The sequence below is a fragment of the Bacillus sp. NMCN1 genome (genome assembly GCF_002998085.1).
GTDB lineage: Bacteria > Bacillota > Bacilli > Bacillales > Bacillaceae > Bacillus.
Genome location: NZ_PVQL01000002.1, coordinates 67,684 through 81,219 on the forward strand (window position 1 = coordinate 67,684; position 13,536 = coordinate 81,219).

Annotated in this window: 13 protein-coding genes, 4 tRNA genes and 1 other annotated feature; of the genes, 14 read left to right on the plus strand and 3 right to left on the minus strand. The window is 43.0% G+C overall.

The window, feature by feature from the left end; translation table 11 throughout:
- Positions 1-93: 93 nt before the first annotated feature.
- Positions 94-1,227 (plus strand): DUF418 domain-containing protein, encoded by a 1,134-nt coding sequence (locus tag C6W21_RS10170; RefSeq protein WP_106050268.1) that lies wholly within the window; start codon positions 94-96, stop codon positions 1,225-1,227.
- 15 nt (positions 1,228-1,242) lie between these two features.
- Positions 1,243-1,452: a hypothetical protein gene (locus C6W21_RS10175; protein ID WP_106050269.1), complete on the plus strand. Its 210-nt coding sequence runs from the start codon at positions 1,243-1,245 to the stop codon at positions 1,450-1,452.
- A 29-nt stretch (positions 1,453-1,481) separates the two neighbouring features.
- Here the strand turns inward: C6W21_RS10175 and C6W21_RS10180 are convergent, their stop codons facing one another.
- Positions 1,482-2,006, minus strand: a complete 525-nt coding sequence (locus C6W21_RS10180; protein WP_106050270.1) for a peroxiredoxin family protein — start codon at positions 2,004-2,006, stop codon at positions 1,482-1,484.
- A 342-nt stretch (positions 2,007-2,348) separates the two neighbouring features.
- On the opposite strand from C6W21_RS10180, the gene C6W21_RS10185 reads away from it, so the two are divergent.
- From C6W21_RS10185 to C6W21_RS10235, 11 genes are all read left to right on the plus strand, one after another.
- A tRNA-Lys gene (locus C6W21_RS10185) sits at positions 2,349-2,424 on the plus strand.
- Positions 2,425-2,430: 6 nt separating this feature from the next.
- Positions 2,431-2,502: transfer RNA gene (locus C6W21_RS10190), tRNA-Glu, on the plus strand.
- 81 nt (positions 2,503-2,583) lie between these two features.
- A tRNA-Asp gene (locus C6W21_RS10195) sits at positions 2,584-2,660 on the plus strand.
- A 27-nt stretch (positions 2,661-2,687) separates the two neighbouring features.
- A tRNA-Phe gene (locus C6W21_RS10200) sits at positions 2,688-2,760 on the plus strand.
- 348 nt (positions 2,761-3,108) lie between these two features.
- Entirely contained in the window at positions 3,109-3,816 is a 708-nt protein-coding gene (gene yycF / locus C6W21_RS10205) for a response regulator YycF (RefSeq protein ID WP_003215017.1), read from the plus strand.
- Between the two features lie 7 nt (positions 3,817-3,823).
- Positions 3,824-5,662 (plus strand): cell wall metabolism sensor histidine kinase WalK, encoded by a 1,839-nt coding sequence (gene walK / locus C6W21_RS10210; protein WP_106050271.1) that lies wholly within the window; start codon positions 3,824-3,826, stop codon positions 5,660-5,662.
- Complete coding sequence (gene yycH / locus C6W21_RS10215) at positions 5,652-7,031, plus strand: two-component system activity regulator YycH (RefSeq protein ID WP_106056233.1); 1,380 nt, start codon at positions 5,652-5,654, stop codon at positions 7,029-7,031. Before walK ends, yycH begins: the two co-directional genes overlap by 11 nt.
- A complete protein-coding gene (locus C6W21_RS10220; RefSeq protein WP_106056235.1) occupies positions 7,018-7,881 on the plus strand; it encodes a two-component system regulatory protein YycI in 864 nt (287 codons plus the stop codon). The genes yycH and C6W21_RS10220 overlap by 14 nt, the downstream gene beginning before the upstream one ends.
- A 6-nt stretch (positions 7,882-7,887) precedes the next feature.
- Positions 7,888-8,682, plus strand: coding sequence for an MBL fold metallo-hydrolase (locus C6W21_RS10225; protein WP_106050274.1), 795 nt, complete (start codon positions 7,888-7,890; stop codon positions 8,680-8,682).
- An 81-nt stretch (positions 8,683-8,763) separates the two neighbouring features.
- Positions 8,764-9,951 carry a S1C family serine protease gene (locus C6W21_RS10230; protein ID WP_106050275.1) on the plus strand — a complete coding sequence of 396 codons (1,188 nt, stop codon included), beginning with the start codon at positions 8,764-8,766 and terminating at the stop codon, positions 9,949-9,951.
- Positions 9,952-10,019: 68 nt separating this feature from the next.
- Positions 10,020-10,484, plus strand: a complete 465-nt coding sequence (locus tag C6W21_RS10235; protein ID WP_106050276.1) for a GNAT family N-acetyltransferase — start codon at positions 10,020-10,022, stop codon at positions 10,482-10,484.
- A gap of 39 nt (positions 10,485-10,523) precedes the next feature.
- On the opposite strand, the gene C6W21_RS10240 is transcribed toward C6W21_RS10235, so the two are convergent.
- Together C6W21_RS10240 and C6W21_RS10245 are read right to left on the minus strand one after the other, a co-directional pair.
- Positions 10,524-11,405, minus strand: coding sequence for an ABC transporter ATP-binding protein (locus C6W21_RS10240; protein WP_106050277.1), 882 nt, complete (start codon positions 11,403-11,405; stop codon positions 10,524-10,526).
- Positions 11,406-12,095, minus strand: coding sequence for an ABC transporter permease subunit (locus C6W21_RS10245; RefSeq protein ID WP_106050278.1), 690 nt, complete (start codon positions 12,093-12,095; stop codon positions 11,406-11,408).
- Positions 12,096-12,287: 192 nt separating this feature from the next.
- Positions 12,288-12,558, plus strand: a binding site (T-box leader).
- A gap of 110 nt (positions 12,559-12,668) precedes the next feature.
- Between C6W21_RS10245 and C6W21_RS10250 the strand changes: the two genes are divergently transcribed.
- On the plus strand, positions 12,669-13,529 hold the full coding sequence (locus C6W21_RS10250) for an SAM hydrolase/SAM-dependent halogenase family protein (RefSeq protein ID WP_106056237.1): 861 nt from the start codon (positions 12,669-12,671) through the stop codon (positions 13,527-13,529).
- Positions 13,530-13,536: the final 7 nt, after the last annotated feature.

Genomic DNA, 13,536 nt, shown 5'->3' on the forward strand with positions numbered 1-13,536 from the left:
GTCTTTTTGTTTAAATATTTCTTAATTTCAGTAGAACAGGCTTCCGATCATTACCAAAATATGATAACTGTATAGGGGGGAAGGAGCGTTCTAGTGTTAGAAAGAATAAGATTATTAGATATTTTAAGAGGTTTTGCCATATTAGGCACATTGGGAACGAACGTCTGGTTTTTTGCGTATGCAGGGGATACCTTTGCGACAGATCAGATTGCAGATGAATATGAACATGGCAGTTTTCTAGAAAGCCTTGTTTCCATGTTCGTCTATGGGAAAATGCTCTCACTGCTCACCATCATGTTCGGTGTAGGGCTAGAGCTGAAATATCAGCAGGTCAAAAGAAAATACACGCCTTGGCCGGGTACATATTTATGGATTCTTTTATTTTTATTTATCGAAGGTTTTGTCCATTTTGCACTTGTGATGGAATATGATGTGCTCATGAGTTACGCTGTGACCGGTTTGCTTGTGGCATTTATTGTACGAGGAGGGAGCAAGAGCATCAAAAAGGGCATGATCTTCTCTGGAGTCATTCATTTGCTTGTTCTGTCCTGTCTGATGGTGTTCTCCCTCTCTGAAATGGAGACAGAATCGTATGATCAAAGCAGTGAACCGGCGCTGGAAGAGCAGCTGCCAGAGACATGGATCTCGCAGGTTCAAGAACGATTACAACACTTTTTCATGTACCGTGAAGAAGCGATCTTTATCATTCCAATGAACACATTTCTGTTTTTATTAGGTGTGCGGATGATGAGAGCCGGTGTTTTTTATGCAAATGAACGCGGGCAATCTCTACGGAAAATATTATTCCGAGTCGGTCTGTGGGTGGGTCTGCCGCTGAATGCACTTGTCTTCGTTCCGAACGAACTAGTGGAATTCGTGGTGCGCTATGCGTTTTCGCCATTCCTCTCTCTTTTCTATATCGCTGTCATTGCGAAGCTCTTGGTTCACACGGAATCATGGTTCATGTGGAATTGGTTTGAATATGTAGGGAAAATGGCACTCAGCTGTTACATCCTGCAAAATATCATCTGCTCGGTTCTTTTTTATAGCTGGGGATTGGGTCTTGGCGGACAAATCAACGCCCCTCTTATCGTATTGGCATGGCTATTGATTTCTCTTCTGCAAATCGCCATATCAGCATGTTGTCTAAAGGTTTGGAGAATGGGTCCGATGGAATATATTCGTTCGCAGGCACTTCGCCGGGTGACGAAGAAGAAAGCAGGATAAAGGGGAGTCGTTATCATGTTTTTTAAAAAAAGTACGAAAAGAGAACAAGCGAATGCACATAAAGCCGCTGAGCCGGCATTTATCTTTTATCTTCTCGCATTAGGAGGACATGCGTTGTACTCTTATTTCCAGGATGATGGAACACCCGTCACCTTTGTCATTCTCATGGCGGGTCTCTTTGTTTTTTTTACGGCAGATTGGTTATATAATAAAAGGAGTTCATAAAAGAAGCCCTCATCACGAGAGCTTCTTTCTTATTTCAGGCTTTTATATTGCCCTTTTAAATTTTTACGAATGTATTGGATGATTTTGCGCAATTCATTCGCATGCGGTCTGCCAAATGGACTTGTTTGTCTTTGCTGATAGAGTACTTGGCCTTTTTCATTTAATAAGAAATAGGCGGGTTCTCCGTGTACCCCGTGATCTTCATATGGGGCATCTTCCCCATGATAGAACACTTCATATGCTTTTAATGAAGTGAGATCTTGGTCAGACATGATTGGGAAGGAAAGTCCCTCTTTATCAGAAAATTCCTTCAAGTCATCAGGTTTATCCGTTGAAATCGCCATTAAGTGAATATCCTTGTCTTGAAAGTATGATTGTTGCTTTTCTAGCTCTTTTAATTCCTCTACGCATACTGGGCACCATGATCCTCTAAAGAAAATGATGAGGTGCCAGCTTTGATGCTCCTCTAAATGTTTGTGAAAATCAATATGTTCGCCCTGAATGGTTGGAAGTGAAAAGTTGGGCATTTTATCTCCTAATTTAAATGAACTCATACTGCTTCCTCCTTTTTCAATCACAATGTTACTTGTCTCTTGTATAACCATTTTCAGGCGCTTTGAAACGTTTCTATGTGCTTGAAGAGGCAGTGACCATTGAAAAGAAGGATCAAAATTGAAGGCGTTTGCAGAAATGGGCGATTTGACAGGAGATTTCAAATCCGACACTTTTTTTAAAAAAATGTCGAAAAACGTATTGCCATATGTAATTACTCTATGATATTATAAATCTCGTTGTTGCAAAGGTCTCTGAAACTTGTTAGGATGCGATGTTCCAGCTTTTTAAAGCGATTGGTTTGACGCAATACAGCTTCTTCAGATTCACTTTTCACAAACCGAGAGCCATTAGCTCAGTTGGTAGAGCATCTGACTTTTAATCAGAGGGTCGAAGGTTCGAGTCCTTCATGGCTCACCATGTATTGGCCCGTTGGTCAAGCGGTTAAGACACCGCCCTTTCACGGCGGTAACACGGGTTCGAATCCCGTACGGGTCATTGATTTACTTTAGCGTTAAGCTAATTTTTCCTCACTTGCTTGAAGGAGCACCACGATTGCTTTTTCGGGCAAGTTACTGAGGTCCGGTAGTTCAGTTGGTTAGAATGCCTGCCTGTCACGCAGGAGGTCGCGGGTTCGAGTCCCGTCCGGACCGCCATTTATACATATTCATCTTTTTGATGATGGCTCGGTAGCTCAGTTGGTAGAGCAACGGACTGAAAATCCGTGTGTCGGCGGTTCGATTCCGTCCCGAGCCACTTCCAAACGCATCTGCAATCGCAGGTGCGTTTTTATTTTATGAAAAGAAGGCATAAAAAGGGAGAAGCCGGACCTAGGTAGGGCCCGGCTCCATAAGAAGAAGACGTTACATCTATATAGACGATTGGTGACTGGAAAAGTTTCGATAAAAAAGGAAAAAGCCATCAATTTTTTTGAGAGGTGTCTTCCTATCCAACGTTTACTAGAAAAGAAAGCCGTTATTATTTTTATCTTTGCCACGTAAAACGTTATAATAGACAGTGAGCCTTTTTTGCTCAAACGAAAAGGCCTGATGAGAGATGCAAAATGGAATGACATAGATGCTAAAAATGCAGGAGGAAATCACAATGGAAAAAAAGATTCTTGTCGTAGATGACGAAAAACCGATTGCTGATATATTGGAGTTTAACTTAAGAAAAGAGGGCTATGAGGTTCATTGTGCATATGACGGAAATGAAGCCCTTGAAATGGTAGAAGAAATCAAACCGGACATCATTCTGCTCGACATTATGCTGCCGAACAAAGATGGCGTTGAGGTATGCCGTGAAGTGAGAAAAAAATATGACATGCCGATTATCATGCTGACAGCAAAAGACTCTGAAATTGATAAAGTCATCGGTCTTGAGCTTGGAGCAGATGATTATGTGACGAAGCCATTTAGCACGCGCGAGCTGCTTGCCCGTGTGAAAGCGAATTTAAGAAGACAAATTGCTACGCCGCAGACAGAAGAAGAATCTGAATCAAATGATATTGAAATTGGATCACTCGTCATTTATCCAGATGCGTATGTGGTGTCTAAGCGTGAGGAAACGATTGAATTGACACACCGTGAGTTCGAACTGCTTCATTACTTAGCGAAACATATCGGACAAGTGATGACACGTGAGCACTTGCTGCAAACTGTATGGGGCTACGATTATTTCGGTGATGTCCGTACAGTAGATGTCACAGTCCGCCGTCTTCGTGAGAAAATTGAAGACAATCCTAGCCACCCGAGCTGGATCGTGACACGACGAGGCGTTGGCTACTATTTAAGAAACCCAGAGCAGGACTAAGATTCTTATGAATAAAGTAGGTTTTTTTCGCTCGATTCATTTTAAATTGACCTTAATTTACGTGCTGCTGATCATTGTCGCCATGCAGATCATTGGCGTGTACTTTGTGAAGCAGCTAGAGCAGTCCTTAATTAATTCCTATGACAATTCCTTGAATCAGCGAATCTACTCGTTATCGTATTACCTAGAACAAGATTCATCGAAAAGCAAAGCAGAATTAAAAGAGGATGCTCAAAAGATATTAAACGATTTTAACAACAAAGATGAGTCTAATGAAATTTCTGAAGTCAGCTATATTGACGAAAGCAGAGAGGTTATTGCCTCTGTGAATAACGGCAGTCAGGAGATTGCCGGGAAGAAAATCACAGATCAAATCATTAGCCGTATTTTCGCGGTTGGCAAAGACTATGAAAAGAAATTCTATGACCCAGATTCAAATAAACGGGTGCGTATTTCTGCGACAGCTGTGAAAAATGAAAACCAAGAGACCGTTGGTGTCATTTATGTGGTCTCATCCATGGAAAGTGTTTTTAACCAAATGCGAACCATTAATACTATTTTGGCAACGGGAACGCTGCTTGCCCTTGGGATAACCGCTCTACTTGGTATATTCATATTCAGAACCATTACACACCCAATTTCGGATATGAGAAAGCAAGCGATAGAGCTCGCCAAAGGGAACTTTTCCAGAAAGGTCCGAAAGTATGGGCATGACGAGATTGGCCAGCTTGCGACGACCTTTAACCATTTGACGAGAGAGCTGGAGGAAGCGCAGCTGATGACGGAGGGTGAGCGGAAAAAGCTTTCTTCTGTCATTGCCTATATGACAGATGGCGTCATCGCCACGAATCAAAACGGTGCGATTATTCTATTAAACAGCCCGGCATTAGAGCTGTTAAATGTTTCACGTGAAACAGCACTAGAGATGCCGATTACGTCCTTACTGGGCCTCGAGGAAACTCATACATTTGAAGATTTAGTTGAAAATCAAGATTCCATGCTGATAGAAATTGAACGCGAAGATCAGCTGTCTGTTTTGCGTGTGAATTTCTCAGTTATTCAGAAAGAGCATGGGAAGATTGATGGTTTAATTGCGGTCATTTATGACGTCACAGAGCAGGAGAAAATTGATGCAGAACGCCGTGAATTCGTCGCAAACGTATCACATGAACTGCGCACACCGCTGACGACGATGCGAAGCTATCTTGAGGCACTGGCTGAAGGGGCAATTGGTGATAAAGAGCTTGCGCCAAGGTTCCTCAGTGTCACGCAAAATGAAACAGAGCGCATGATCCGGCTTGTTAATGACCTGCTGCAGCTGTCTAAGTTCGACAGCAAGGATTATCAATTCAACCGTGAGTGGACGAATTTTATCAGGTTTATCTCATTGGTCATTGATCGTTTTGAAATGACGAAGGAGCAGCATGTCGAGTTTATCCGCAATCTTCCGCAGCGTGAAATATATGTGGAAATTGATCAAGATAAAATCACACAGGTGCTCGATAATATCATTTCCAATGCCATGAAATACTCGCCAGAGGGTGGACATATCACGTTTACCGTTGATCTGGATGAGGAGAAGGGCCTTGTATTATTCAGCGTCAAAGATGAAGGGATCGGTATTCCGAAGAAGGATATGGATAAAATCTTTGAACGTTTTTATCGAGTGGATAAGGCGAGAACAAGAAAGCTTGGCGGCACCGGCCTAGGCCTTGCGATTGCAAAAGAAATGGTTCAGGCTCATGGCGGAGATATTTGGGCTGACAGCATTGAAGGAAAAGGAACAACGGTGACCTTTACCCTTCCGTACAATGAAGAACAAGAGGATGATTGGGATGAAGCGTGAGACCTTTAAAACCATAATATTGACAATCCTGATTGCGATCAGTCTTGTGTTTACGTGGAATATTTGGATGTTCCAGCCCGTCATGCAGGACCAGGCAGATGCCGGCACAAAGGTCGTGGAAACGAAGAAGATTTCAAGCGACGAGCCAAGAAGCCTCATTGATGTCGTAAAGCCGCGCGAGATGTTCATCCATTCAAATGGGGAGCATTTTAAAGTGGATCAAAAGGAACTCTTTCAAAACTTTTGGAATGATGTGAGCCTTTGGGATGTGAAAGAGATTTCGGATGTGTCGGATCAATATTCGGAGCAGAGATTTAAGAATTTCTTCTATGGAAGCGGAGGGCAGGGGAAGACATTGGATCTTGTGTTCAATGACCCGATTCCGATTGATATTTTCCAAGCACTGTTTAAATGGCCGAATAAGTCCATTGAATACAACTCGTTTGACCGGATGATTGTGCCGTTCTCCCAGCAGGACAAGGCCAATAAGAAAGTCTATTTGGTTTCATACAGCAAGGAAACGGTGCTTGAGCTGACAATAGAATCCGCTAACTATCGGAATCTAATGGACAGTATCGCAGCCGCCCAAAACGAGATGCCGCACTATGATCTCTATACATTCTCAGCGAATTCGAAACGAGATTTCCTCCTTCCGAGAAAGCAAAGGCAGCTTGAAGCGAAAATGTTCTTTATCGAAACGATTAAAACAAGCAAATTCAAGGACGCTTTGTTTACGGACCCGAGTCTTGTCGGCGAGGAGTCTAATTTAAACCGGACGGTGTACACAGATGGCACAAGCCGCCTTGAAGCCAATCAAAAAGACCACCGCATTCAATATCAGCACCGCAATATCAATTCCAGCACCGTATTCCAAACGGGAGATTTGATCAAGCGAAGTGTGAAGTATTTCAATGATACGGGGAGCTTTACTGATGACTATCAATACTTTGGCATCAACAGCAACCAGCAGCTTTCCTTTAATATGTTTATGGATGGCCTGCCAATCGTCAACAGTACAAAGCATCCATTTGGGATGACCTCTCTTGAAGTACAGTGGGCGAATGATGACATCTTGAATTACAAGCGTCCAAACTTTATTCTAGGCAACAAAGCGAGTCAAAGTGAACAGGTCAAGCTGATGAACGGGACAGAGCTGAAGGACTTAATCGTCAAGCAGACGAAATATGATGACCTGGAGAAAATTGAACAAATTTTCCCGGCCTATCAAGCTGCTTCAACCCCATCAGATCAAGATCAAGCGATGTTTGTCTGGCTGGAGCCAGTATGGTGCATGAAATATAACGGCAAAACCGTGATTCTATCGCATGATTTGTTGACAGAGGGGAGCGAGAAGAATGGAGTGGAATAAGACCAAAACGATCTTTATCCTAGCCTTTCTCGTTCTCGATATCTTTCTAGGTTTTCAATACTTTGAAAAACGATCCACCGATCATTTTGCGATTATCGAAAAAACGGATACGCTGGAAGAAATGAAGGCAGATGGGATCAAATATGGCAATCTATCAGATGAAGCGAAGATTGGATACCGCATTACAGCTGAAAAGAAGCAATATACGAAAAAGGATGTCGACGGATTAGCTGATCAAAAGGCGAAAAGCACATTCCCGAAAACAGACAAAGATGATCCTGTCACGCTGCTTGAAATGACCTTCAATAAACCCGTTGCCTTGCCGAAAAAAGATATGAAAACAGCGGCGGCAAACCTTGTGAACCAGCGTTTGCTGGATGGGAAGAATTATAAGCTGTGGAGTATTGATGAAGAGACAGGGAAGATCGTCTTTTTCCAAACGTATAAAGGGAAATACATCTTCCAAGAAGGCCTTGATGACACCGAAACCATCGGAAAAATCACCCTCGATGTAAATGATAAAAACGAGGTCGTATCGTATCAGCAGTCGATGGTGACATCGATTAATGAAGTGAGAAAAGAAACCCTTGTCCCGGCGCTTGAAACCGTGAAGGACCTATATACGCAAAATATGCTGAGCCAAAACACGACCGTGAAAAAGGTAGAGCTTGGCTACTATACGCAATACCCGGGTGCAAGCACGCAGGTTATGGTGCCTGTATGGCGAGTCGAGCTTGAAGGTGTATCAGCTAGTTCAAAGAAAAAGACAGAAGAAGAATATTTGATCAATGCCATTGATGGCTCAACACTTGATCATATAGAGAAAGATGACAAATCTTCAATGGAGTGAGAGAACATGAGCTTGCAGTTCAGTGTACTAGCGAGCGGAAGTACGGGGAACGCTTTTTATTTAGAAACAGACGAGCATGCCTTTTTAGTGGATGCTGGGTTAAGCGGCAAACAGATGGTCGAGCTGCTGAGTCAAATCAACCGCAAGCCTGAAGACTTGGACGGCATTTTTGTGACACACGAGCACTCAGATCATATTAAAGGGCTCGGTGTCATGGCAAGAAAGTACAAGCTCCCTGTCTATGCAAATGCGAAAACATGGAAGGCGATGGAGACTCATATCGGGAAGATTGACACAGAGCAAAAATTCCATTTTGATATGGAAACCGTCCAATCCTTTGGGGGTCTCGATGTTGAGTCCTTTGGCGTCTCACATGATGCGGCTGAGCCCATGTTTTACGTGTTCCATTATGGAGGGCGCAAACTTGCTCTAATGACGGATACAGGCTATGTGAGTGACCGTATGAAAGGCATCATTCAGTCAGCCAATACATTTGTATTTGAGAGCAATCATGATGTCGGTATGCTGCAAATGGGCCGATACCCGTGGAGCATTAAGCGCAGAATCTTGAGTGATGTCGGACATGTATCAAATGAAGATGCCGCTCTTGCGATGACAGATGTGATTGGAGATGCCACCTCACGCATTTATTTGGCTCACTTGAGTCAAGACAACAACATGAAGGATTTAGCTCGTATGGCGGTCCAGCAGACGCTTGAAATGAAAGGCTTTGTTGTCGGGGATGGCTTTGATTTATATGATACGGACCCGAAAAAAGCAACCCCGCTTTGCGCCGTATGATTTTTACAAACTTATGATTAAGATAAGAGCTTCTTACCAACACTATATACATCATCTATTCACTGAAAGGAAGGAAACATAGTGGATTATCGCGATGTAGAGTGGAAGCCGAGACGAAGCAGAAAAGGATATTTCCTATCTGGTCTGATCGGTGTATTGGTAGGAGCTTTTTTAATGGGATTCTTTTTCCCCTATGTGACAGGACAGAGCGGCAGTCCCTTTGGGTGGCAGCAGAACGGAGATGAGCAAGCAGCACAGGGCCCTTTAAAGACCGTCAATGTGAACGTCAATGATGCGGTAACAAAAGTAGTATCTAATATGTCGGATACGGTTGTCGGCGTCATTAATATCCAAAAGTCGAGCTTTTGGGAAGAAGGCGGAGAGGCAGGCAGCGGGTCAGGTGTGATTTATAAGAAAAAGGGTGATACCTTTTATATCGTGACCAACCACCACGTCATCAAAGGCGCCAACCAGCTTGAAGTGAGCCTTCATGATGGGACAAGAATTGGTGCCAATCTTGTCGGAAGCGATCAGCTCATGGATTTAGCAGTTCTCACCGTCAAAAGTGATAAGATCAAGAAAACCGCCGCCTTTGGCAATTCAGATCATGTGAAGCCAGGTGAACCAGTCATCGCCATTGGAAATCCATTAGGGCTTGAATTCGCTGGCTCTGTCACACAAGGTGTCATTTCGGGAACGGAACGTGCGATTCCTGTGGATTCGAATGGGGACGGTCAGGCGGATTGGAATGCGGAGGTACTGCAAACAGATGCCGCCATCAATCCAGGCAACAGCGGTGGTGCCTTGATCAATATGGACGGGAAAGTGATTGGCATCAACTCAATGAAGATAGCTGAATCAGAGGTAGAAGGCATCGGGCTGTCTATCCCGGCAAATCTAGTCATCCCTGTCATAGAGGATTTAGAGCGCTACGGAGAGGTGAAGCGTCCGTATCTAGGCGTTGGCATGAAATCATTAGCAGATATTGCGAGCTATCACTGGCAGGAAACGTTGAAGCTGCCATCCAAAGTCACATCAGGGGTTGTCGTGATGAGTGTCGAGCCTTTGTCTCCGGCAGGAAAAGCGGGACTAAAAGAGTTGGATGTTGTCACTTCCTTTGATGGCAAGAGTGTACAGAATATCGTAGATCTTCGTAAGTATTTATATCAAAAGAAAGTCGGCAACAAGGTAAAGATGGAGTTTTACCGAAGCGGAAAGAAAAAATCAGTAGAGATCAAACTTTCTCAAACCGACCGATTCGGCGGATAACCAGTTCCTTGATGGGACTGGTTTTTTTTGCATGCTCATCATATGATGGAGGAAAGGGGGCGGTACGATTGGTTACACTACAACCAATGTCACAAACGGATTACGATGTATTGATGGAGAAGGCCATTCAGCGGTACGCAGAAGAAAAGGTACTCGCAGGGACATGGGGAAAGGAAGAATCACTTGCGAACGCAGAAGAACAATTTGATCGTCTGCTTCCAGAAGGTCTGCAAACAGAGCATCATGAACTATGGAATTTCTTAAATGGGGAAGAAGCGATTGGCTGGGTTTGGCTTTGTTATGACCCGAATCACCCTCAGCAGGAAGGATTCATTTATAACTTTATTTTATTCGAAGCCTATCGAGGAAAAGGCTTTGCAAAGCAGGCTATTGCTGCATTAGAGGGGCAGGCAAAGTCATTAGGCGTGCAAAAACTCTCGCTGCATGTTTTTGCTCACAATCAAATCGCTCGTTCACTGTACGAGAAGACCGGATTTGCAGAAACCGGAATCTATATGAGTAAACCTTTATAAAAAAGAAGAAGTACCGTGCGGATCGCGTACGGTACTTTTTTATGAAGTGCTCATGGCATCCTGAGCCGTGACTCTGTATAAATCGACTTTGCATTTCACGAAAGCGCGGATGATCGATGGGACTTGGGCTTCTGAACGAATCAACAATGAGGTCTCGTCATCACTGATCACAAGATCTGTTCCAACAGTTTGTAAGTACTGCGTGAGAACAGGCTTCACCTCATCATCAATCCACGCATGCTTGAAGGTTGCACGTATGTTTGAGGATGTGATGGTTTTCTCTTGAGGATGTGTATGGGGGGACACTAATTTTCCTTCAGAAATAAAAGCAGTTTTTGTACAAATACTATTTGTGAACCTTGGGCGGTCAGCCGTTAAAAAGACGGTTTTCCCTTCATGTTTTAACACTTCAATGACCTGCTGGATGTGCAAGATCGAATCAGCATCAATATCGGCAAAAGGCTCATCGAGTAAAATAAATTCGGGCCGATGGGCGATGGCCTGCGCCATTCCGAGCCGCTTCTTCATACCAGGTGTGAAGGTACCGACCTTTTCCTGATGATAGTGATGTAAACCTACAAATTCGAGGAGTTCCTCATAATCACTCGTTTTCTGGCGTGTCCCGGTGATTTTTGATAAGTAGGCAATATGTTCAAGTGCCGTGAGCCCTTCATATAAATCCGTATATTCAGGCAGAACACCGATATGCTGCCTCACCTTTTTTAATGAAGGCATATCCATCATCGTAAACGTACCAGAGGTTGGCCGGGAAATTCCCGTAATGATATTGAAAAACGTCGTCTTACCTGAACCCTTCGGTCCAATGAGTCCGAAAATATCGCCTTGATTGACATCAAGAGTAATGTGATCTATCGCGACTTTTGTCCGATATTTTTTTGTGAGCTCTTTTGTATGGAGCATTTAAACATCCCTCCTTTGAAATAGGAGTGCTGTTCCAATGAGTAAGATAACGGTCAATGCTGTATTCATGAGTACATAGGTCAGCGGCTCACTCAAGCGCGCATAATAATAAGGCGTCATATATTGGAACCAATGAATCAATCGTTCTGAAGAAAGAACAGATATCATACTGACGATTGGGAAAAGAAAGGAAAACAACATCCCAACAAACATTGATTTCTGCGGGGTTGGAAAGAGCATGGACAAAAATAAAGCACATGAGATACCGACACTGATAAAGGTTAAGATTTTTAACGCATCAGAGAACAGAAAACGATGTGAAATCACCATATTCAGTACGTATGTCGTCATAATGCAGCTAAGCCAAAACAGCATCAGCCCAAGATATTTCCCGATAATAATGTTCAAACGGGTTGTTTTACTGACGAGAAAACGAATGGTTTTCAAATGAATTTCGCGGCTCAAAATATCGTGCGACAATAAAAAAATAAGGAAGAAACCAAATAACGACATCACCAGTTCATTCCCAATAGAATAAGGATCCTTTGCCTGCTCCCATTTGTCCTGATGAGCAGCAATAAACGGAAGAGTTGAAACAAAAGTAGATAAAATGAAAATAATAACAATTGTTAAAATAGATTTTGTGCTTTTGAAGAGCTGCTTAAACTCATTCATACAGATGGTCCACACACGCTGTACCTCCCTTCATCTTTATTATACCGCTAGAAAGGAAAGACACCATATCTCGCTCTTTAACATTTGTTTAAATTTTATAAAAAGAAGACTCTTCCAGCATCAGTTGACTCATTTTTGAAAATGTTCAGAAAAATATCTTGATTTATCAAAAAACATCATGTATGATAGCTTTAATTCAAGATAGTTAAACAGGCAATGACGAGAGAAAGTACAATCATCAATTTTTCCACAGAGAGCTTCGGTAGCTGAAAAGAAGCAAAAATAATGATTCGAAAAATGGTCTCTGAGCCTCGTGCTGAACATATCTATGATATTAGTAGGTCACGACGAGAGTTGGTACTCGTTATCAAAACCACAGTATATGAGCCAGATTGGAGCTTTGTACTTGTAGAGGCTGTTTAGCGCGAGCAAACAGTAAATAAAGGTGGTACCACGAGACAAATACCTCGTCCTTATGATTCAAAGATAAGGATGGGGTATTTTTTATTGTCCACTTTTTTCATACAAATGTTCAAATGTTCCACGTGAAACACCACATCCATTTTTTCAAATGAAAGGGAGATTGACATGAGTGAACATGCATTGGTTTTACAATCAGATTTCGGCATTGATGATGGAGCAGTCAGCGCAATGTACGGAGTGGCAAATACGGTCAGCAGCAGCATTCGCATTTTTGATTTAACACACAATATTCCGCAGTATGACATTTGGGAGGCATCTTACCGACTGCTCCAAACCGTCACATACTGGCCGGAAGAGACGGTTTTCGTTTCCGTTGTTGATCCAGGCGTTGGGTCAGAAAGGAAGAGTCTTGTCGTCAAAACCACAAGCTCGCACTACATTATTACCCCAGATAACGGGACACTCACGCACGTCGCGCAGGATATTGGCATTGTGGAAGCCCGTTATTTAGATGAAACCATTAACCGGCTGCCCAAGTCGGGAAAATCACATACTTTCCATGGGAGAGATATTTACGCGTATACAGGGGCGAGAATCGCTTCAGGCGTGATTTCTTTTGAAGAGGTTGGACCAAAGGCGAATATTGATGATATTATTCACCTTCCAGTCGTACAGGCGTATGCGAAAGAAGAGGTCATCACAGGAACGATTGATATTTTAGATGTGAGGTTCGGAAACCTTTGGACAAACATTCATCACACGTTATTTGAACAGCTTTCAATCAATTATGGGGATGCAATAGAAGTTACCATTGCCAACGGGCCGAAAAATGTGTATAAAAATATCATGACCTATGGACGATCTTTTGCCGATTTAAAGGTAGGCGAACCACTCGTATATGTCAATTCACTCGACCATTTAGGCGTGGCGATCAATCAAGGGTCATTTGCAAAGGCTTATAACATCGGTACAGGCACAGGCTGGCGCCTTTCGATTCGCAAAGCTCCGCGCATTATATACGAATAAGAGGAGG

Excerpts from the sequence above, each read along its gene's own strand:
- yycH (WP_106056233.1), top strand. The coding sequence starts at position 5,652 with ATGAAGCGTGAGACCTTTAAAACCATAATATTGACAATCCTGATTGCG.
- C6W21_RS10225 (WP_106050274.1), top strand. The coding sequence starts at position 7,888 with ATGAGCTTGCAGTTCAGTGTACTAGCGAGCGGAAGTACGGGGAACGCT.
- C6W21_RS10220 (WP_106056235.1), top strand. The coding sequence starts at position 7,018 with ATGGAGTGGAATAAGACCAAAACGATCTTTATCCTAGCCTTTCTCGTT.
- yycF (WP_003215017.1), top strand. The coding sequence starts at position 3,109 with ATGGAAAAAAAGATTCTTGTCGTAGATGACGAAAAACCGATTGCTGAT.
- C6W21_RS10250 (WP_106056237.1), top strand. The coding sequence starts at position 12,669 with ATGAGTGAACATGCATTGGTTTTACAATCAGATTTCGGCATTGATGAT.
- walK (WP_106050271.1), top strand. The coding sequence starts at position 3,824 with ATGAATAAAGTAGGTTTTTTTCGCTCGATTCATTTTAAATTGACCTTA.
- C6W21_RS10240 (WP_106050277.1), bottom strand. The coding sequence starts at position 11,405 with ATGCTCCATACAAAAGAGCTCACAAAAAAATATCGGACAAAAGTCGCG.
- C6W21_RS10180 (WP_106050270.1), bottom strand. The coding sequence starts at position 2,006 with ATGAGTTCATTTAAATTAGGAGATAAAATGCCCAACTTTTCACTTCCA.
- C6W21_RS10175 (WP_106050269.1), top strand. The coding sequence starts at position 1,243 with ATGTTTTTTAAAAAAAGTACGAAAAGAGAACAAGCGAATGCACATAAA.